Raw genomic sequence first — 20,228 nt, forward strand, 5'->3', positions numbered from 1 at the left:
CGGGGGAGGGGGAAGGGGGCGGCGCGCTTCAGCGGCCGGGTGCCGGCTCCGGCAGCTCGGCGAACACCTCGGCCAGGTGCTTCTCGACCAGCGGCAGGGCCTGCGCGACCGGGAAGTCCCGGCCCAGCTCGCCGGCCAGCGAGGCGACCCCGGCGTCCCGGATGCCGCACGGCACGATCCTGTCGAACCAGGTCATGTCCGGATCGCAGTTCAGCGCGAACCCGTGCATGGTCACCCCGCGCGCGACCCGGACGCCGATCGCGGCCAGCTTGCGGTCGTCGCCGCGCTGCCCGGCGTTGGACGGCGCGTACTCGGGGCCGGCCAGCCGCGGGTCGATGCCCAGCGGCAGGCCCATCCGCAGGGTGAGCTTGCCGATGTCCACCACCTGCGCCGGGTCCACCACCGCGTCCGGGATGGACGCGCCCAGCACCCAGACGCCGCTGCGGCCCTCGACCCGGGTGGTCTCCACGCCCAACGCGCCGCAGGCGCGGATCAGCGCTTCCTCCAGCCGCCGCACGTACGCGATCACGTCGATCGGGTCCGGCAGCTTGACGATCGGGTAGCCGACCAGCTGGCCGGGGCCGTGCCAGGTGATCTCGCCGCCCCGGTTGACCTCGACCACGGGGGTGCCGTCCAGCGGCAGGTCGGCCGGATTGGTGCGCTTGCCCATGGTGTAGACGGGCGGGTGCTCCAGCAGCAGCACCGTGTCGGGGATCTCGTCCGCGACCCGCAGGGCGTGCAGCCGCTGCTGCTCCTCCCAGGCCTCCTGGTACGGGACGGCTCCCTCGCCCATGCCCATGCGTATGAACCGCACGTTCTCGCTCACCGCTGCTCCTTGCCAGGCGTTCGAGACCAACCTCGCCACTGTACGCCCGCCCGCCGGAGAACCGGCCGGGCCCCTCTCGCGGTCAGGGTCCCGCTCACCGGCCGGACAGCAGCTGGAGCCGCAGCGCCAGCTGGAGCTCCAGCGAGCGCTCCGGGGCGTTCCAGTCCCGGCCCAGCAGCACCTCGACCCGGTCCAGCCGCTGCACCACGGTGTTCACGTGGACGTGCAGCTCGTCCTTGGCCCGGGTGAGGCTGCCGCCGCAGTCGAAGTAGGCGCGCAGGGTGCGGACCAGTTCGGTGCCGCGCCGGGCGTCGTACTCCAGCAGCGGGCCCAGCGTCGCGCGGACGAAGCCCGCCACGTCGTGGCCGTCGCCGAGCAGTACGCCCAGGAAGCCGAGCGCCCGCGCCGAGGCGCCCTCGCCGGAGCGCCCGAGCACCCGCAGCGCCCGGACGCAGCGCAGCCCCTCGGCGTACGCGGCGGCCAGCGCCACCGGCCCCGCGGCGGGCCGCCCGGCGCCCACGGTGACCGGGAACCCGGCCAGCCGGGCGAGCCGCTCGGCCGCCTGCCCGGCGGCCCGCTGCGCGGCGTCCCCCGCACCACTGCCGCTCCCGCTGCCGTCGCCGCTCCCGCTCGCGGCCCCGCCGCCCGGCCCGCCGTCCCCGCCCGGGACCAGCAGCACCACCGCCTCCCCGTGCTCCGCGCTGATGCCGCGCGAGCCGAACAGGTACCGCCCGGCCGCGCCCGCCAGCCGGGAGCGGGCACCGGTGTCCCGCGCGTCGCCCGGCTCCGCGACCAGCACCAGGTGCGGCCGGCCGAGGTCGACGCCCAGTCGGCGGCCGCGCGCGGTCAGCCCGGCCGGGTCCCGGTCCGGGGCGGTCAGCAGGTCGGCCAGCAGTTCGCCGCGCACCCGGTTCTCCGTCTCGGCGACCGAGCGCCGCAGCAGCAGGAGCAGCGCGGTCACCACGCTGGCCCGCTCGAACAGCCGGCGGTCGGCGTCGTCGAGGTCCGGCCGGCCGCGCAGCACCAGCGTGCCGAGCTGCTCCTGCCCGGCCAGCACCGCGCAGACCCAGGCCTCGCCGTGGCGCACCGAACGCCCCTCCGCCCGGGACGCGGCCGCCGCCTCGGCCAGCCCGGTGCCCGGCGCGGCGGCCCGGCCGGCCAGCGGCTCGCCCTCGGCGTCCAGGACGGCTATCTCGCCGCCGAGCAGGGTGGCCACCGCCGCGGCGACGTCCGGCACCTCGGCCCCGCGCAGCACCAGGTCGGTGAGCCGGTCGTGGCCCTGCGCGGCGCGCTGGACGGCGGCGGAGTGGGCGCGGATCAGCTCGTTGGCGCTGTTCAGCTCGGCGAGCGCGGCCCGGGTGTCGGCCAGCGACTTGGCGGTGTCCAGCGCGATCGCGGCGTGCGCGGCCAGCGTGCAGAGCAGCGCGACCTCGTCGGGGGAGAAGGCCCGCGGCGAGCGGTCGGCGGCGAACAGCACGCCGATCACCCGGCCGCCGAGCAGCAGCGGCACGCCGATGATCGCCACCAGGCCCTCGTCGAGCACGCCCGCGTCGATGCTGCCGGTGTGGTGGAACCGCTCGTCGGTGCGGTAGTCGTGGGTGGCGTACGGGCGGGCGGTCTGCGCGACCAGGCCGCCGAGGCCGTCGCCGAGGCTGAGCCGCAGGGTCTGGAAGAGCACCGAGACCGAGCCGTCGGTGACCCGCATGTAGGTGTCGCCGGCGGCCTCGTCCGGGAGGGTCAGATACGCGGTGTCGGTGCCCAGCAGCATCCGGGCCCGGCGGACGATCGCCTGCAGCACCGCGTCCAGGTCCCGGGAGGCGGCGAGGTCGCCGGCGGTGTCGAACAGCGCCGTCAGCTCGGCCTCCCGGCGCCGGTGCTGACGCATCGTCCGGTGGACCCGCAGCGCCTGCCAGGTGGCGTCGTCGATCTCGCTCAGCACCGCGGCCGGCGCGCCCTGTCGGCGGGCGTCGGCGAGCACGTCGGCGAAGTCCTCGGTGGCGGCGCCGGAGGCGAGCAGGTCCAGCAGGCGGCGGAGCGCGGGTGCCGAGCTGGTGTGGAGGTCGTTCATGGTGCGGCCGCCCATCGACAGTGGGTGTACGTGCCCCGGGGAGGGAAGCGAGATCGTAGCTGCTCGGCCCGGGTGGCCGTAGCCGGTCGGCGCGCACGCGGGGGCGCGCGCCGACCGGCGGGCGGACCGTCAGGCCGTCGCCGTCTTGCCGGCCGCCGGTACCGCACCCGCCTCGCCCTGCCCCGCCGGCGCCTCCACCTCCGCCAGGTCGTGCCCGCGGGTCTCGCGCCCGCACAGCACCGAACGTCCCTGGGCCAGATCCGGGACAGCGGCCGTCATGGCTCACCACTTCCGGGCCGGGGGCAGAGCGCGTCGCCACAAGGCAGGAGGCGCGGGACACCCGGACCATATGGCCTGGGCACATATCCCTGTGGCACGGAGTGGGCGGTGGCCCCACCACCGCGGACCGCCGTCGGCGGCGGCGGGGCCCCGCGTCAGTGGGCCGTCCAGGCGCCGTCCAGCGGGAGCGAGGCGCCGGTGATGTAGGAGGCCTGGGGAAGGCAGAGGTAGAGGGCCAGCTGGGCGACCTCGGCGGGCTCGATGAGGCGCTTGACGGCGGTGCGGTCGAGGAAGACGCGCTCGACCACCTCGTCCTCGGGGATGCCGCGGGTGCGGGCCTGGTCGGCGATCTGGTGCTCGACCAGGGGGGTGCGGACGTAGCCGGGGTTGATGCAGTTGCTGGTGACGCCGTGCGGGGCGCCCTCCAGGGCGACCGTCTTGCTGAGGCCCTCCAGGGCGTGCTTGGCGGTCACGTAGGCGGACTTGAAGGGGCTCGCCCGCAGCCCGTGCACGGAGGAGACGTTGACGACCCGGCCCCACCCGCGCGCGTACATGTGCGGGAGGGTGCGGCGCAGGATGCGGAACGGCGCCTCGACCATCACCCGCTGCATCAGGGTGAAGCGCTCGAGCGGGAACTCGTGGACCGGGGCGACGTGCTGGAGGCCGGCGTTGTTGACCACGATGTCGGCGTCGGCCGGGAGCGCCTCCACCGCCTCCGGGTCGGCGAGGTCGGCGACGTGCGCGACGCCGCCGATCCGCTCGGCGAGGCTGCGGGCCGGGCCGGCGGCGAGGTCGACGACGTAGACCCGGGCGCCGGCCGCGGCGAAGGCCTCGGCGCAGGCCCGGCCGATGCCCGAGGCGGCTCCGGTGACCAGGGCGGTGCGGCCGTCGAGCGGGCGGGCTGAAGTGGTGTCCATGGCCGAGAACGGTAGGAATCCGACGGCCGCGCTCCTATGTGGCGGCCCCCTACAGCACCCCGCTGAACTGTGGTGTTCCCCGCCATCACAGTCGATGGTCGGCGGACGCCCTGCAAGCCAAACCCATCCTGAGGTCTCTTCCCCACAATGGGCGCGGATGCTTCACCCGTTCGGAGGATTGCTCGGTCAGAACCACCCATAGCGCCCGAATGCTCGCTACATTCACGCCGATTCCCGACAGGGGGCGTCGCCACAGGCAGCCGAACCGCTGGTGGAGCCGGTGCGGCGTCCGAGAGGTGTTGACTGACTATGCCCCAAAGGCCTGCAACCGACAGCCCGGCGTACGGACCGCTCGACCCGCTCGACCAGCACCGGGGTCCGGTCGGCCGGGCCCTTCCGGACGCCCCCGACGCCCCGACCGCCGCCGAGGACCTCCGGCTGCCCGAGCAGGCCACACCCGCCGACCGGCACGCGCCGGCGCGGCACACGCCTGAGCGGCACGCCGCCGAGCGCCACACGCCCGAGCGGCACACGTCGGCCACCACCACCCAGAACCTCCAGCTCGCCGCGCTGATCGAGGAGGCCGGCTTCTCGCACGCCGGCCTGGCCCGCCGGGTCGACCAGCTCGGCCTGGAGCACGGCCTCGACCTGCGCTACGACAAGACCTCCGTCACCCGCTGGCTCCGCGGCCAGCAGCCCCGCGGTGCCACCCCGGCGCTGATCGCCGAGGTGTTCACCCGCCGGCTCGGCCGCCGCCTCACCGCGCAGGACCTCGGCCTGGACGCCTGCGCCCCGGTCTACGCCGGCCTGGAGTTCGCCGAGACGCCGCAGGAGGCGGTGGACATCGTCGCGAGCATGTGGCGCAAGGACAACGGGCCGCAGTCCGAGCTGCGCCGGATCGCCTTCACCCCGGCCGGCCTGGTGGTGCCCAGCCGCGACTGGCTGATCGGCCGCACCGACGAGCGGGTCGCCAGGGACGGCTCCACCCTGGCCCGGCCCGACCCCGGAACCGGCGCACCGCCCGCCGGACCGCCCGGCCCGGCCGCGGGTCCCGTGCCGCGCGGTGCGGCCGGCGCCCCGGTCGGCCGGTCCGGCCCCGCCGCCACCGCCCCGACGGCGGGCGCCGCCGGTCCGGCCGCGCTCGGCGCCCGGGTGCCCACCCAGAGCCGCCGCCCGCCGATCGCCGTCGAGCCGCCCTTCCACGACCAGGGCCGCGAGCAGCGCCCCGCGCTGCGCGTCGGCCGGGGCGACATCGCCGCCATCCGCGCCGTCGGCGACCTGTTCCGCGCGCTGGACCACGCCTACGGCGGCGGCCACGCCCGCCAGGCGCTGGTGCGCTACCTGGAGAGCGAGGCCGAGCCGATGCTGCGCGGCCGCTACGGCGAGCAGATCGGCCGCGCCCTGTTCGGCGCCGTCGCCGACCTCACCCGGCTGGCCGGCTGGACGTCCTTCGACATCGCCGCGCACGGCCTGGCCCAGCGCTACTTCGTCCAGGCGCTGCGGCTCTCCCAGGCCGCCGGGGACCGCGCGCTCGGCGGGTACGTGCTGGTGACGATGAGCCAGCAGGCCGTGCACCTCGGCCACGGCCGGGAGGCCGTCCAGCTGGCCCGGGTCGCCCAGCAGGGCGTGGGCACGGCGGTGCCGCCGACCGTCCAGGCGCTGCTGCACGCCGCCGAGGCGCGCGGGCACGGCCTGCTCGGCGACGTCCGCTCCTGCACCACCGCGCTGGTCCGGGCCGAGCGGGCGCTGGCGGCCGTCCGGACCGGGGACGAGCTGCCCTCCTGGGCGCGGTTCTTCGACGAGGCGCAGCTCTCCGACGAGTTCGCGCACTGCTACCGCGACCTCCAGCAGTGGCGGACGGCCGCCCAGCACGCCGAGAAGTCGCTGCGGCTGCGCTCGCCCGCGTACGCGCGCAGCCGGATCTTCTGCCGGCTGGTGCTGGCCACCGCCCGGCTCGGCATGGGGGACCTCGACGAGGCCTGCGGCATGGCCACCGACGCGCTGCGGGCGGCGGGCGAGATGCGCTCGGCCCGGTCGCTGGAGTACGTGCGCGACTTCCACCGCCGGCTCACCCCGTACCGGGGCAGCGCGGTGGCGCGCGCGTTCGAGGAAACGGCCCGCCAGGCGGGGGTGATCTGACCGGCCCCCAGGTCCCCGCCGACCCGGTCCCCGTCGGCCCGAGGTCTCACCAGCTCTCGGCGTTCACCCGCGGCCGGCCGCCCCCGACGGCGGCCGGCGGCCGGACGTCCCCGCGCAGCCGCTGCGCGCTCAGCGGGAACAGCAGTACCGAGAGCATGCCCGCGCCGACCAGCGCGGCCGCGGTCGAGGACGACAGATGGCCGGCGTCCACCTCGATCGTGGTGATCACCACGACCAGCGGCAGCGCGGTCGCGCCGTACAGCCCGAGCGCGGCCCGGTCGCGCCGTCCCAGCCCGGTGGGGGCGAGCAGCGCGGCCGGCAGTCCGCGCAGGACCAGCAGCAGGAGCAGGAAGGCCGGCAGGAGCAGCAGCGTGCCCGGATCGCCGAGCAGCGCGTCCAGGTCGAAGTCCATGCCGCTGACCACGAAGAACACCGGCACGAGGAAGCCGAAGCCGATGCCCTCCAGCTTGGCGTCGATGACCTCCTCGGCGTGCCGGGGGATGTCGGACAGCAGCTGCCGCGAGACGATGCCGGCGGTGAACGCGCCGAGCAGCATGTCCAGCTCCAGCCAGAGCGCGGCGGCCACCATGGTGGCGAGCACCAGGATCACGGTGCGCACGGCGAACTGGCCGGAGGTGCGCAGGGTGCGCCGGATCAGCCCGGTCATCCAGGCCGGCCGGGGGCGCCGGGCGCCGCCGATCGCGAGGGCGGTGATCACCGCGAAGGCGGCCAGGATGACGGCGGTGCGGGCCGGGGTGTTGCCGCTGAGCAGGACGGCGACGGCGATGATCGGCCCGAACTCGCCGACCGCCCCGGTGGCCATCACCAGCGAGCCGAACGGGGTGGGCAGTTCCCCGGCGTCGCGCAGCACCGGCAGGATGGTGCCGAGCGCGGTGGTGGTGAGTGCCAGCCCGGCGAAGGCGCCGTCCAGCGGGTCCGGGTTGACCAGCGCGCCGAGGACGAGCGCGGCCACCACGGTGATCAGCCACGCGGTGCCGGCGCGGCGGAGCGGGCCGCCGCGCAGCCGGGCGAAGTCGATCTCGTAGCCGGCCAGGAACATCAGCATGGCCAGGCCGAACCGGGAGAGCGCGTCGACCAGGACGTCGACGTGCGCCCAGCCCAGGACGTCGGGGCCGATCAGGACCCCGAGCAGGATCTCGAACACCACGGTGGGGACGGCGATCCACCGCAGCAGCCGGTCGGCCAGCAGCGGAGCGGCCACCGCGGCGGCCGGGACCAGGATCAGCGCGAGCGGCTGGACGTCGGTCCCGCCGCTCACGCGGCGTCCGGCGGGGTGGCGGGAATCGTCCGATCAGCGGTCATATCGGCATATTGGCACGCGGTCCGTCACCGGCCCGGCAGCCGGACCCGTGACGGACCGCGTGCCCCGCGTCGGCGGGAGGGTCGGGCGGGAGGGTCAGGCGGCCGCCGCCTCCGGTTCGGTGGCCGGCCGCCCGAGGTCGCGTGCCACGGCCTCGGCCGCGCGCCGTCCGGAGACCAGCGCCCCCTGCACGCTGCTGGTGTCCCGGTGGTCGCCGCAGACGTAGAGCCCGGCCAGCAGCCGCACCGGCCGCCGGGTGTTGTGCGGCGGCGGCATGGCGGGCACCGCGTCCGGCAGGTGCCGCACGCTCAGGAACTGCCAGCCGCCGGCCGGCGTGCCGTACAGCTCCGCGAGCCGGGCGCGCACGGCCGGCTCCAGCGCGGCCGGACCGCCGGCGTCGAAGGTGCGGCGGCCGAGCACGGTGGTGGCGATCAGCGCCTGCCCGGGCGGGGCGTACGAGGGGTGCAGCTCGCTGAGCACCAGCGAGTGCGAGACCAGCGAGGGTCGCCCGCCCGGCCGGTCGCCGTCCAGCAGCAGGGCGGCCTCGCCGAGGGGGGCCCGGTCGGCCGCGTGGTAGAAGGTCGTGACGGGGTGGAAGTCGGGCAGCCGCAGACCGGGCAGCAGCTCGGCGGCGGAGCGCGGGTCGGTCGCGACGATCACGGCCTGGGCGCCGATCCGCCCGTGTCCGGCGGTCTCCACGCCGTCGGCCTCGATCGCGGTGACCCGCACCCCGGTGCGGACGGTGCCGGCGGGCAGGGCGGCGGCCAGCTGGGCCGGCACGGCCGCGATCCCCCCGGCGGGCAGACAGAGCCGGCCGCGCGCGTAGCAGCGCAGCACCAGGTCGGCGACCCGGCTGCTGGTGCCGAGGGCGGGGTCGCTGAGCAGGGCGCCGAGCAACGGGCGCAACAGGCCGTCGACGGTGCGCGGGGCGAGCCCGCGTTCGCCGAGGGCCCGCGCGGCGGTGGTCTCCGGCCGGGCCTTCAGCCGGGCCGGCGGGGTGGCGGCGAGCCGGTTGAGCCAGCTGCCGAGGCGCGCCTTGTCCAGCGGGCTGCCCAGCGGTGCCCGGGCGGCGGCCTGCCGGGCGGTGGTCAGCTGCGGGTCCCCGACCCGGTACCGGCGCCCGCCGTTGTGCACCAGGACGCCCGGGGCGAGCGGGCGCAGGTCGAGGCGGTCGAGGTCGAGCACGCGGGGCGGCTCGGGGAAGGCGGTGTTCAGCAGATGGCTGCCGTGGTCGAGTCGGAAGCCGTCCAGTTCGTGGGAGGCGGCGCGGCCGCCGATCCGGTCCGCGGCCTCCAGGACCTGGACGGCGAAGCCGCGGCCGGTGAGCACGCGGGCGGCGGCGAGGCCCGCGAGGCCGGCTCCCACCACGACGATGTCCGGGTCGGACTGTCGTCGGGCGCGGCGGATGAAGTCGTACGTGGGCACGGGTGGCTCCCTCCCTGGTCCCGGATGTTTCGGGCCGGCGCAGGCAGCGGGGTGCTGGGACACGGTCCGACCGGTGTGATGCCCCGTCAGTGTGAGGGTCAGACAAGCGCACCGGTCCCGATCCGGGTCGGGAAGGGGAGTGGCCGCATCCGGTGCGGGTGCCGTCACGGACTGTGCGCCGATCCGGCCGCGACCCGGCCCGGCGGGCGCACACGGTCACCGGGGGCGCGCGACGCGCCCACCACGTGCTCCCGTGCGCCCCCTCCCGGAGCCCCTTCCGGCCGTCGCCCGGACTCCGCCCGGCATATGCCCCTGGCCAGGGTGAACGTCGTAGTGCGCCTACGCGACGGGGCCGGGCGCGAGCGCGCGCCCGGCCCCGGAGAGCCCCCGGCCCGTCCTCAGAGCGCCGCCCGCACCGCCGCGTCGACGTCCGGGTGCTCGAACCGGAAGCCCGCGTCCAGCAGCCGGCGCGGCACCACCCGGTGGCTGCCGACCACCTCGACCGCCAGTTCGCCCAGCACGGCGTCCAGGACGGCCCTCGGCACCGGGAACGGCGTGGGCCGGCGCAGCGCCCGCCCGAGCGCCCTGGTCAGCTCGGCGTTGGTCACCGGCTCCGGCGCGGTCAGGTTGACCGGCCCGCTGACGTCCTCCCGGTCGATCAGGAAGCGCAGCGCGGCCACCTCGTCGGCCAGCGAGATGAAGCTCCAGTACTGCCGGCCGTCGCCGAGCCGCCCGCCGAGGCCCAGCCGGAACAGCGGGAAGAGCCGGCCGCCCGCGCCGCCGGCCGCGGAGAGCACCAGCCCGGTGCGCGGATGGACCACCCGGATCCCGGCCCGTTCGGCCGGCCCGGCGGCGGCCTCCCACTCCACGCAGACCTCGGCCAGGAAGTCGTCCCCGGCGGGCGAGGACTCGTCGATCACCCGGTCCCCGGTCTGGCCGTAGTAGCCGACGGCCGAGGCGCTGACGAACACCTTCGGCGGCTCGGCCAGCTTGGCCAGCGCGGCGGCCAGGGTCTCGGTGCCGAGCACCCGGCTCTCCCGGATCTCGCGCTTGTAGCCCTCGCTCCAGCGGCGGTCGCCCACGCCGGCGCCCGCGAGGTGCACCACCGCGTCGGCGCCCGCCAGCCCGGCCAGGTCGACCTGGCCCAGCAGCGGGTTCCAGCCGATGCCGGTGGTGCCGTCCGGCCGCGGCCCGGTCCTCGACCGGTGCCGGACCAGCCGGACCACCTGGTGCCCGTCCGCCAGCAGCGAGTCGACGAGGGCCGAGCCGATCAGTCCCGTGGATCCTGTGACCGCGATTCTCATGCGCCCATCCTCGCAGCCGGGCGGCCGGGGCCGGGGGAGCGCGGACCGCGTGCGGCCCGGGAAAATCCGTGTACGTCCGCGCGCGGCCTCGTTAGCATGCCGCGCATGCGCAAATCCGACGATCTGATCATTCGTCCCGCACGGGCCGAGGACGAGAAGGACCTCGCCGTCCTCAACCGCGCCACCTGGACCCCGGTGGCCGACGTCAGCGCGCGTCCCGCCGAGGACGCGGGGGTGTTCGACGAGCGCCACACCCCGGACCAGGTCCACCTCGCCCTGCTCGACGGCCGGATCGTCGGCTACGTCCGCGTCGTCCCGCCGACCCCGCTGCCCAGCAACCAGCACGTCCGCCAGATCCAGGGCCTGGCGGTCGACACCTCCGCGCGCGGCCGGGGCATCGGCGTCGCGCTGGTCGAGGAGGCCTGCCGGGTGGCCCGTGACCAGGGCGCCCGCCGGATCACCCTGCGGGTGCTCGGCCACAACGCCCCGGCCCGCGCCCTCTACGCGCGCTGCGGCTTCGTGGTCGAGGGCACGCTCACCGAGGAGTTCCTGATCGACGGCGCGTACGTCGACGACGTCTGGATGGCCCGCCGCCTCACCGGCTGAGCCCCGGCGGGGCGAGCCGCACCACCCGGACCGATGGCCGACGAACCGTCAGAGTCGGTACCGGCGTGGTGCAGAGTCGTGACAGACCCGGCCTGTCTGGAGGGTCACCCGGCCGGGTACGGTCTTGCCGTGAGCAACTCGACGCCTCCCGGGTGGTACCCGGTTCCGGGTGCGGACGGCACGGCCGGCCATGAGCGCTGGTGGGACGGTACGGCCTGGACCAGTGACGTGCGCCCCGTCCAGGCGGGCGGCGGCCCGATTGCCGACGCCCCGACACAGGTCTCCTGGCAGAGCCCGGGCCAGCCCGCCGGGTCCCCGCCGCCCTCCTACGGCTACGGCGCGCCGCAGCAGGGGCAGCCGGGCTACGGCTACCCGGCGCAGAACCCGCCGGCCTACGGCTATCCGCCGGCCGCCTACCCGGCGCCCTCCCGGCCGAACCGGATGAAGACCGGCACGGCCGTCGGCATCGGGGTCGCGGTCCTGGCCGTGGTCGGCGTGATCGCCGCCGTCGCGCTGAACAGCGGCGGCGACGGCCCGTCCGCCGGCCCGACCCCGCCGGTGACCACCGTGACCGTGACCGACACCCCGAGCCCGACCGCGACCGCACCGTCCCCGACCACGACCCGGCCGGTCTCACCGCCGCCCACCACACCGCCGCGCCCGACCCCGCAGCTCAAGGACACCGTGGCGGACCCGCAGCACGCCATCACCGTCCCGGTCTTCGACGGCTGGGAGGCGAACACCAGCGGCTCGCACTCGACGGTCTTCCTCGGCACCGGCCAGTACACCTGCCCCGGCGGCGGCAACTGCATCCGCGGCCAGTTCTCGGTGGAGAAGGACACCATCTCCGGCACCACCGCGCGCGCGGCGGCCGAGGCGGCGATGCCGGCCTACGCGGCGGCGATCTTCACCGACATCACCTCGCACACCGACGCGGGCTCCTCCAGCACCACCGTCGCGGGCATCTCCGGCTACGCGGTGCGCTGGCACGTGGTGACCTCGGACGGCAGCAAGGGCTACATCCTGCTGGCGGCCGTGCCGGCCAAGGGCGGCGGCTACGTGGCCTTCGAGGGCGGGGTGGACGACGCCGCGGGCGCGCCCGACCCCTCGGTGCTGGACCAGATCCTCAAGGGCATCAAGCAGGACACCAGCGCGGCGGCGGGCTCGAACACCTGAGCCGCCGGCCGCGCACGGTGTCGGGCGCTCTCAATCCCCGTACCGCTCCCAGAGCTTGGGGAACCGTTTCGCCATGACGTCCGGGTCGTCGAAGTCGAAGACCGCCCCGGACGGCCGCACGGGCTGCCGCCCGCCCACCTCGGGCAGCGGCAGCCCGGTCAGCTGCTCGTACGCCTCGTCGGCGGCGTAGCCGAGGTCCTCGGCCTCGCCGTCCTCCTCCTCGTCGAACCCGGGCAGCAGGTCCGCCAGGTCGTCGGGCTCGTGCAGGCCGCCCTCGAAGACCTCCCGGCCCTGGCCGATCAGCCAGCACCGGAAGTAGTCGAAGGAGTCCTCGGAGGCGCCGCCGAGCAGCAGGTACGCCGCGCCCCACAGGTCGTAGCGGTAGGCGCGCTGGAAGCGGGCCTCGAAGAGCCGGGCGAAGTCGATGACGTCGTCCGGCGTCAGTTCGCCGAGCCGTTCCACCAGGCGGTCCGCCTGCTCGTCCGGGTCGCCCTCGGCGGCCTCCCGGGTCTCGTCGATGATCAGCCAGAAGTCGGTCTCGTCCATCACCGCTCCAGCATCCCTGTTCGGGCGCACGCGCGCATGCGAAGAACGGGTGAATCACCCGGAACCGCGCGAAAAACCCGGAACGGCGCGAAGCCCCCGGCCCCGGGCCCCGACGCGCGGAACCCCGCGCCGTCCGGGGACGGTGCGGGGTTCCGGTGCTGCCGGGTCGGTCTCCCGGGGCCTTACAGGCCGAGCTCGACCTCGAACTCGCCGGCCTCCAGGATCTCCTTGACGGCGACCAGGTAGCGGGCGGCGTCGGCGCCGTCCACCAGGCGGTGGTCGTAGGAGAGCGACAGGTAGGTCATGTCGCGGATGCCGATGGCGGTGCCGCCGTCGGCCTCGATGACCACCGGGCGCTTGACCGTGGCGCCGATGCCCAGGATCGCGACCTGGTTCGGCGGCACGATGACGGTGTCGAACAGCGCACCGCGCGAACCGGTGTTGCTGATGGTGAAGGTCGCGCCGGACAGCTCGTCCGGGGTGATCTTGCTGTCGCGGACCTTGCTGGCCAGCTCGGCGGTCTTCTTGGAGATACCGGCGATGTTGAGGTCGCCCGCACCCTTGATGACCGGGGTCATCAGACCCTTCTCCGAGTCCACCGCGATACCGATGTTCTCGGTGTCGAAGTAGGTGATGGTGCCCTCGGCCTCGTTGATCCGGGCGTTGACGACCGCGTTGGTCTTCAGCGCCTGGGCGGCGGCCTTGACGAAGAACGGCATCGGGGAGAGCTTGACGCCCTCGCGGGCGAGGAAGCCGTCCTTGGCCTTGGCGCGCAGCGACATGATCTTGGTGACGTCCACCTCGACCACGCTGGTGAGCTGCGCCTGCTCGTGCAGGGCCTTCAGCATGTTGTCGCCGATGACCTTGCGCATGCGGGTCATCTTGACCGTCTGGCCGCGCAGGGCGGACGGCGCGGCGGCGGCCTTCGGCGCGGCGGCCGGGGCAGCAGCGGCGACCGGGGCCGGGGCCTGGGCGGCCTTGGCGGCCTCGGCGGCGGCCAGGACGTCCTGCTTGCGGATGCGGCCGCCGACACCGGTACCGGTGACGGAGGACAGCGCGACGTCGTGCTCGGCGGCGAGCTTGCGCACCAGCGGGGTGACGTAGGCGTCACCGGCGTCGGCCACCGGGGCGGCCGGGGCAGCCGGGGCGACCGGGGCCGGGGCGGCGGGGGCGGCGACCGGAGCCGGAGCGGCGACCGGGGCGGCCGGAGCGGCGGCGACCGGGGCCGGGGCCGGGGCAGCCGGGGCGACCGGAGCCGGGGCGGCAGCCGGAGCCGGGGCAGCCGGGGCCGGAGCGGCGACCGGGGCGGCCGGAGCGGCGGCCGGGGCCGCGGCGACGGCGCCCGCGGCACCGATCAGCGCGAGCTGGGCGCCGACCTCGGCGGTCTCGTCCTCGCCGACCAGGATCTTCACCAGCGTGCCGGCGACCGGCGACGGGATCTCGGTGTCGACCTTGTCGGTGGAGACCTCGAGCAGCGGCTCGTCGACCTCGACGGTGTCGCCCTCGGCCTTCAGCCAGCGGGTGACGGTGCCCTCGGACACGCTCTCGCCCAGCGCGGGCAGCAGCACCGGGGTGGCGTCGCCGGCCGGGGCGGCCGGAGCGGCGGCGGGGGCCTCGGCGACCGGAGCCGGGGCGGCGGCCGGGGCCTCCGCGACCGGAGCCGGAGCAGCCGGGGCGGCCGGAGCGGCCTCGGCGGCCGGGGCCGGCGCGGCGACCGGGGCGCCCGAGCCGTCGTCGATGATCGCCAGCTCGGCGCCGACCTCGACGGTCTCGTCCTCGCCGACCTTGATCGAGGCCAGAATGCCGGAGGCCGGGGCCGGGATCTCGGTGTCGACCTTGTCGGTGGAGACCTCGAGCAGCGGCTCGTCGACCTCCACGCGCTCACCCTCGGCCTTCAGCCAACGGGTGACGGTGCCCTCGGAAACGCTCTCGCCCAGCGCGGGCAGTGTTACTGAGACCGCCATGGTTTCAGCGACTCCTATCAAGTCTTGCGAACTGGAAGTTGGGGGTGTGGGGCGCGATCAGTCGTGCGCGTGCAGCGGCTTGCCGGCCAGCGCCAGGTGCGCCTCGCCGAGGGCCTCGGACTGGGTCGGGTGGGCGTGGATGAGCTGCGCGACCTCGGCCGGCAGGGCCTCCCAGTTGTAGATCAGCTGGGCCTCGCCGACCTGCTCGCCCATGCGGGCGCCGACCATGTGGACACCGACCACGGCGCCGTCCTTGACCTGGACGAGCTTGATCTCGCCGGCGGTCTTCAGGATCTTGCTCTTGCCGTTGCCGGCCAGGTTGTACTTGAGGGTGACGACCTTCTCCTTGCCGTACAGCTCGACGGCCTTGGCCTCGGAGATGCCGACGGAGGCCACCTCGGGGTTGGAGTAGGTGACGCGCGGGACGCCGTCGTAGTCGATCGGCACCGGCTTGAGGCCGGCCAGGCGCTCCGCGACCAGGATGCCCTCGGCGAAGCCGACGTGCGCCAGCTGCAGGGTCGGGGCGAGGTCGCCGACGGCCGAGACGGTCGGCACGTTGGTGCGCATGTACTCGTCGACGAGGACGTAGCCGCGGTCCATCGCGACCCCGTTCTCCTCGTAGCCGAGGCCGGCCGAGACCGGGCCGCGGCCGATGGCGACGAGCAGCAGGTCGGCGTCGATCTGCTTGCCGTTCTCGGTGGAGACGCGCACACCGGTCTCGGTGTACTCGACGCCGGAGAAGCGGGCCTTCAGCTCGAACTTGATGCCACGCTTGCGGAAGGCGCGCTCCAGCAGCTTGGAGGAGTTCTCGTCCTCCAGCGGGACCAGGTGCGGCAGGGCCTCGACGATGGTGACGTCGACGCCGAAGGACTTCCAGACGGAGGCGAACTCGACACCGATCACGCCGCCGCCGAGGATGACGGCCGACTTCGGGATGCGGTCGAGCTTGAGGGCGTGGTCCGAGGAGATCACGCGGTTGCCGTCGATCTCCAGGCCGGGGATCGAGCGCGGCACGGAGCCGGTGGCCAGGACGATGTGGCGGCCTTCGATGCGCTGGCCGTTGACGTCCACCGAGGTCTGCGAGGAGAGCTTGCCCTCGCCCTGGATGAAGGTGACCTTGCGGGACGCCACCAGGCCCTGCAGGCCCTTGTACAGGCCGGCGATGACGTCGTCCTTGTACTTGTGGACGCCGTTGATGTCGATGCCCTGGAAGGTGGCCAGCACGCCGAACTCGGCGGCCTCCTTCGTCTCGTCGGCGATCTCGGCCGCGTGCAGCAGGGCCTTGGTCGGGATGCAGCCGCGGTGCAGGCAGGTACCGCCCAGCTCACCCTTCTCGACCAGGGCGACGCTCAGGCCCAGCTGGGCGCCGCGGAGCGCCGCGGCGTAACCGCCGCTTCCGCCTCCGAGAATGACTACGTCGAAAACGGTGCTGGCGTCGTTCGCCACGTCACGTCCTCCATGCAATGGGGTGTGGATCGCCGGGCCGGTCGCGGTCCGGTGGGTCGGAAGCCTTTGTGGGGCGCCCAGTCGTGCCGGAAATACATCTTCGCACTTGTTCACGGCGACTGATGTCCGGGTCCGCTCCAGGGGTGTCCCGAGGGGTGGTGACAGCACCGGGAATGCTCTGTGCGCAGGGGCATCGTCGCAGCTCAAGGCGGTATTGACAGGTGGCCGGGCGGGGGCTCGCGGGGCCGCGGAGCCGCCGGTTCCGCATGGTGGAACAAAGTTTCGCCCGCAGCGAACAGGGGTGCGGCGGTCGCCCCGCGTCCCCTACCGGCAGGTAACCCGGGCCCGGGAAGCCGGACGGGGCCCGGCGCGTGCGCGCCGGACCCCGTCCGCTGGTCGTACCCGGCCGTCAGGCCTTGCCGCCCGCCGCCTTCTGCTCGGCGAAGCGGACCAGGGTGCGCACCGCGGAGGCGGTGCCGCCCTTGGGGGTGTAGCCGAACGGCGCGCCCTCGTGGAACGCCGGGCCGGCGATGTCCAGGTGCGCCCAGTCGATGCCCTCGGCCACGAACTCCTTGAGGAACAGACCGGCCACCAGGCCGCCGCCCATCCGCTCGCCCATGTTGGCCAGGTCGGCGATGGTCGACTCGGTCATGCCCTTGCGCAGCTCGGCCGGCAGCGGCATCGGCCAGGACTGCTCGCCCACCTCGCCGGCGGCGGCGTGCAGGGTCTCGCGCAGCTCGTCGGCGTTGGCCATCACACCGAAGGTGCGGTTGCCCAGCGCCATCATCATCGCGCCGGTCAGGGTGGCGACGTCGACGATCACGTCCGGGTTCTCCTCGCCGGCCCGCACGATGGCGTCGGCCAGCACCAGGCGGCCCTCGGCGTCGGTGTTCAGCACCTCGACGGTCTTGCCGCCGTACATCCGCAGCACGTCGCCGGGGCGGGTGGCCGAGCCGGACGGCATGTTCTCCGCCAGCGCCAGCCAGGCGGTGACGTTGACCTGCAGGCCCAGGCGCTTGGCGGCGACGACGGCGGCGAACACCGCGGCGGCACCGGCCATGTCGCACTTCATGGTCTCGTTGTGGCCGGCCGGCTTCAGCGAGATGCCGCCCGAGTCGTAGGTGATGCCCTTGCCGACGAACGCCAGGCTGGCCTTGGCCTTCGGGTGGGTGTAGGCCACCTTCACCAGGCGCGGCGGGTTGACCGAGCCGTTGCCGACGCCGAGCAGACCGCCGTAGCCGCCCTTGAGCAGCGCCTTCTCGTCCAGCACCTCGACCTTGAGGCCGTGCTCCTTGCCGGCCGCCTGGGCGATCGCGGCGAAGGACTTCGGGTTCAGGTCGTTCGGGGCGGTGTTGACCAGGTCGCGGGCGCGGTTCATCTCCTCGCCGACGACCAGGGCGCGCTCGACCGCGGCCTTGGCCTCCTTGCTGCCCTTGCGGGTCGACAGCAGCACCAGCTCGCCGACCGGCTCCTTGCCGCCGTTGCCGTTGTTCTTGTAGCTGCCGAACGCGTAGGCGCCGAGCAGACCGCCCAGCGCGACCGCCTCGATCTCGTCGGCCGACTCGGCCGGCAGGGCCAGCGCGGCCTTCTTGCCGCCGGCCAGGGTGCGGGCGGCCACACCGGCGGCGCGGCGCAGGGCCTCCAGCTCGTACCCGCCCTCGGCGGCCTCACCGAGACCGACCGCGAGCACGAGCGGGGCCTTCAGACCGGCGGGGGAGGGCACCTTGACGGTCTCGCCCTCGGCGCCGGTGGCGCCCAGCGTGCTGAGAACCTCGGCCAGCTTGCCCTCGAACGCCTCGGCCACGGCCTCGGAGCCGGGGGCCGGCACGATGCCCTTCGGGCCCTTCGCCACACCGATCACCAGGGCGTCCGCACGCAGCGAGGCGGCGGCGGAGGTGCTCACAGACAATGCAGTCACGTAAAACGTCCTGTTCTTTCGCGGTCCACGACCGGTCGCGGCGCGAGTGCCGCACCGGCGCAGCCCGGACCGCCGGCCAGGCCGACCGGCGGGTGCCCGCCGGACCCGGGGCCCCTGGCTGCGCGCGCCCACCGCGGCGGCGGTCGCGCACACCAGAGGCCCCGGCGCCTCAACGCGCGCCCGCCGGGCAGGACCTGCGACGGTGCAGGGCTGCGGTGCTCCCCGCATGGTAGTCCGCATGCTGGGATCACGCGCCGCCCGGTGTACCGCCTTTCGGCGCAGGGGCTTTGGCGCCCTCCTCAGCCCAGCAGCGCGAGGACCAGCAGCGCACCGGTCGCGGCGGTCTCGGCCATCGCGCCGAGCACGTCCCCGGTGATCCCGCCGAACCTGCGCACGCAGCGCCGCAGCAGCGGCCGGGCTCCGCCGGCTCCCAGCACAACGGCCGCGGGCAGCAGGGCGGCTGACGAGCCGTCGGTCAGGCCGACGAGGGCGAGCAGGGCCGCCGCACCGCCCGTCGAGGCGACGGCCGCACCCGGCGCCACCGTGCTCGCCACCATCGCGCCCAGCCCGCCCGGCCGGGCCGCCGGCACCCGGCGCAGGCATCCCCAGGCGAGCGCGCAGCGCGCCGCCACCGCCGCCGCGAGCACCGCGAGCGCACCGCGCAGCGGGGAGACGGCGAACTGCCCGGCGAGCGCCGCCACCTGCGCCAGCAGCACGAGGACGAGGGTGAGCACACCGAACGGGCCGATGTCCGACTGCTTCATGATCCGCAGGGCGTCCTCGGCGGGCTTCCCGCTGCCCAGGCCGTCCGCGACGTCCGCGAGCCCGTCCAGGTGCAGCCCCCGGGTGAGCACCGCGAGCACCCCGACCGCCGCCACCGCCCCGAGCAGCCCGCCGGCCCGCCAGGCGACCAGCGCCCCGGTGCCCGCCGCGACCGCCCCCAGCACCACCCCGACCACCGGCGCGAGCACCATCGCCCGCCCCCCGGCCTCCCGGTCCCACCGCCGCACCCGCACCGGCACCACCGACAGGGTCCCGAACGCGAACCGCAGCCCGTCCCACACAACGACCACCCACCGACCACTCGGAACAGCGAAAGGGCCCGGGCCCGTCGTCACGACGCGGCCCGGGCCCCGAAATCCTCTACAGCTTGCCCAGCAGCTCCGCCGCCGTGGGCAGCCGCGCCGGCTCCTTCGGCGCCGCCGGCACGAACGGCTCCGGCATCTTCTCGGCCAGCGTGTCCGCCGCCGCCTGGAGCAGCGGCAGCGCCATCAGCGCGCCGACCCCCTCGCCCATGGTGATCCCCTGCTCCTGCAGCGGCGTCAGCGTCAGCCGGTCGTACGCCTTCGCCTGCGCCGGCTCACCGCTGCTCTGCCCGGCCCGCCACCACTCCGGCGCCCGGAACGCGATCCGCTGCGCGACCAGCGCGCACGCCGCCGAGACGACGCCGTCCAGCACCACCGGCAGCTTGCGCACCGCGGCCTGCAGCAGGAACCCGGTGATCGCCGCGAAGTCCGCGCCGCCGGTCGCCCCGAGCAGCGCCAGCTGGTCGCCCAGCACCGGCCGGGCCCGTCGCAGCGAGTCCCGCACCGTGGCGCACTTGACCATCCACACCCGGTCGTCGATGCCCGACCCGCGCCCGGTGACCGCCGCCGCGTCCGTCCCGCAGAGCGCGCCGACCAGCACCGCCGCCACCGTGGTGGCGCCCACCCCGAGGTCGCCCAGCACCACCAGGTCGGTCCCGGCGTCGGCCTCCTCGTCGGCCACCGCCATGCCGGCCCGGAACGCCTTGGCGGTCTCCTCCGGGCTCAGCGCGTCCTCGACGTCGATCCGCCCGGAGCCGCGCCGCACCCGGTGCGCCGTCACCTCGTCGGGGAAGTCGCCGGCGTCGGCGTCGACCGCGACGTCCACCACCCGCACCCCGGCGCCGAACCGCCGGGCGAGCAGCGCCACCGGCGCGGTGCCGTCGAGCACGGCCCGCACCCGCGCCGCCGTACCGCCCTGCGCGGGCAGCCGGGACACCCCGAGGCGGGCCACGCCGTGGTCGGCCGCGAACAGCACCACCTTGGGCGCCGACAGCGGCCGCACCGGGGAGAGCCCCTGCACGGACGACAGCCAGGCGCCCAGCTCCTCCAGCCTGCCGAGGCCGTTGCGAGGCCGGTCCAGCTCCTGCCACCGCTCCTCGGCGGCGCGCCGGGCGCTCTCGTCGGGGCGCTCGACGAGCGAGGAGAACGTATCGAGATCCACGGTCGTGTCCATCGTCCGGAAGGCTACACGCCGCAGGTGTTCCGAC

General features: G+C 75.3%; 16 protein-coding genes. 3 read left to right on the forward strand and 13 right to left on the reverse strand.

Features of this window, described 5'->3' with window-relative positions:
* Positions 1 to 28 precede the first annotated feature (28 nt).
* From lipB to ABT238_RS19785, 4 genes are all read right to left on the reverse strand, one after another.
* The gene (lipB, locus tag ABT238_RS19770) at positions 29 to 799 is read right to left on the reverse strand and encodes a lipoyl(octanoyl) transferase LipB (protein ID WP_502884288.1); all 771 of its coding nucleotides are present in this window, start codon (positions 797 to 799) and stop codon (positions 29 to 31) included.
* Between the two features lie 121 nt (positions 800 to 920).
* The gene (locus tag ABT238_RS19775; protein WP_350566919.1) at positions 921 to 2,894 is read right to left on the reverse strand and encodes a helix-turn-helix domain-containing protein; all 1,974 of its coding nucleotides are present in this window, start codon (positions 2,892 to 2,894) and stop codon (positions 921 to 923) included.
* A 129-nt stretch (positions 2,895 to 3,023) separates the two neighbouring features.
* Positions 3,024 to 3,173, reverse strand: a complete 150-nt coding sequence (locus tag ABT238_RS19780) for a hypothetical protein (protein ID WP_350770309.1) — start codon at positions 3,171 to 3,173, stop codon at positions 3,024 to 3,026.
* Between the two features lie 155 nt (positions 3,174 to 3,328).
* On the reverse strand, positions 3,329 to 4,090 hold the full coding sequence (locus ABT238_RS19785; protein WP_350566836.1) for a 3-hydroxybutyrate dehydrogenase: 762 nt from the start codon (positions 4,088 to 4,090) through the stop codon (positions 3,329 to 3,331).
* A 309-nt stretch (positions 4,091 to 4,399) separates the two neighbouring features.
* Here ABT238_RS19785 and ABT238_RS19790 point away from each other — a divergent pair, with 309 nt between their 5' ends.
* Complete coding sequence (locus tag ABT238_RS19790) at positions 4,400 to 6,229, forward strand: NsdA family TPR-like regulatory protein (RefSeq protein ID WP_350566833.1); 1,830 nt, start codon at positions 4,400 to 4,402, stop codon at positions 6,227 to 6,229.
* 46 nt (positions 6,230 to 6,275) lie between these two features.
* Here ABT238_RS19790 and ABT238_RS19795 read toward each other — a convergent pair whose 3' ends face one another.
* From ABT238_RS19795 to ABT238_RS19805, 3 genes are all read right to left on the reverse strand, one after another.
* Positions 6,276 to 7,508, reverse strand: coding sequence for a cation:proton antiporter (locus tag ABT238_RS19795; RefSeq protein ID WP_350566830.1), 1,233 nt, complete (start codon positions 7,506 to 7,508; stop codon positions 6,276 to 6,278).
* Positions 7,509 to 7,646: 138 nt separating this feature from the next.
* On the reverse strand, positions 7,647 to 8,975 hold the full coding sequence (locus ABT238_RS19800; RefSeq protein ID WP_350566827.1) for an FAD-dependent oxidoreductase: 1,329 nt from the start codon (positions 8,973 to 8,975) through the stop codon (positions 7,647 to 7,649).
* 398 nt (positions 8,976 to 9,373) lie between these two features.
* Complete coding sequence (locus ABT238_RS19805) at positions 9,374 to 10,279, reverse strand: TIGR01777 family oxidoreductase (RefSeq protein WP_350566824.1); 906 nt, start codon at positions 10,277 to 10,279, stop codon at positions 9,374 to 9,376.
* Between the two features lie 105 nt (positions 10,280 to 10,384).
* On the opposite strand from ABT238_RS19805, the gene ABT238_RS19810 reads away from it, so the two are divergent.
* Positions 10,385 to 10,885: a GNAT family N-acetyltransferase gene (locus ABT238_RS19810; protein WP_350566821.1), complete on the forward strand. Its 501-nt coding sequence runs from the start codon at positions 10,385 to 10,387 to the stop codon at positions 10,883 to 10,885.
* Positions 10,886 to 11,014: 129 nt separating this feature from the next.
* Positions 11,015 to 12,061, forward strand: coding sequence for a DUF2510 domain-containing protein (locus ABT238_RS19815; RefSeq protein WP_350566818.1), 1,047 nt, complete (start codon positions 11,015 to 11,017; stop codon positions 12,059 to 12,061).
* Between the two features lie 30 nt (positions 12,062 to 12,091).
* Here ABT238_RS19815 and ABT238_RS19820 read toward each other — a convergent pair whose 3' ends face one another.
* From ABT238_RS19820 to ABT238_RS19845, 6 genes are all read right to left on the reverse strand, one after another.
* The gene (locus ABT238_RS19820; protein ID WP_350566815.1) at positions 12,092 to 12,607 is read right to left on the reverse strand and encodes a DUF4240 domain-containing protein; all 516 of its coding nucleotides are present in this window, start codon (positions 12,605 to 12,607) and stop codon (positions 12,092 to 12,094) included.
* Between the two features lie 182 nt (positions 12,608 to 12,789).
* A complete protein-coding gene (gene sucB, locus ABT238_RS19825) occupies positions 12,790 to 14,571 on the reverse strand; it encodes a 2-oxoglutarate dehydrogenase, E2 component, dihydrolipoamide succinyltransferase (RefSeq protein ID WP_350770413.1) in 1,782 nt (593 codons plus the stop codon).
* Between the two features lie 57 nt (positions 14,572 to 14,628).
* Positions 14,629 to 16,035 (reverse strand): dihydrolipoyl dehydrogenase, encoded by a 1,407-nt coding sequence (gene lpdA, locus ABT238_RS19830; RefSeq protein ID WP_350566810.1) that lies wholly within the window; start codon positions 16,033 to 16,035, stop codon positions 14,629 to 14,631.
* Between the two features lie 391 nt (positions 16,036 to 16,426).
* Positions 16,427 to 17,935 carry a leucyl aminopeptidase gene (locus ABT238_RS19835; RefSeq protein ID WP_350566807.1) on the reverse strand — a complete coding sequence of 503 codons (1,509 nt, stop codon included), beginning with the start codon at positions 17,933 to 17,935 and terminating at the stop codon, positions 16,427 to 16,429.
* 299 nt (positions 17,936 to 18,234) lie between these two features.
* Positions 18,235 to 19,008 (reverse strand): adenosylcobinamide-GDP ribazoletransferase, encoded by a 774-nt coding sequence (locus ABT238_RS19840; RefSeq protein ID WP_350566805.1) that lies wholly within the window; start codon positions 19,006 to 19,008, stop codon positions 18,235 to 18,237.
* Between the two features lie 70 nt (positions 19,009 to 19,078).
* Entirely contained in the window at positions 19,079 to 20,194 is a 1,116-nt protein-coding gene (locus ABT238_RS19845) for a nicotinate-nucleotide--dimethylbenzimidazole phosphoribosyltransferase (RefSeq protein ID WP_350770470.1), read from the reverse strand.
* Between the last annotated feature and the right edge of the window lie 34 nt (positions 20,195 to 20,228).

Origin of the sequence: Kitasatospora sp. NPDC001527 (assembly GCF_040298605.1) — a bacterium.
Lineage (GTDB): Bacteria > Actinomycetota > Actinomycetes > Streptomycetales > Streptomycetaceae > Kitasatospora.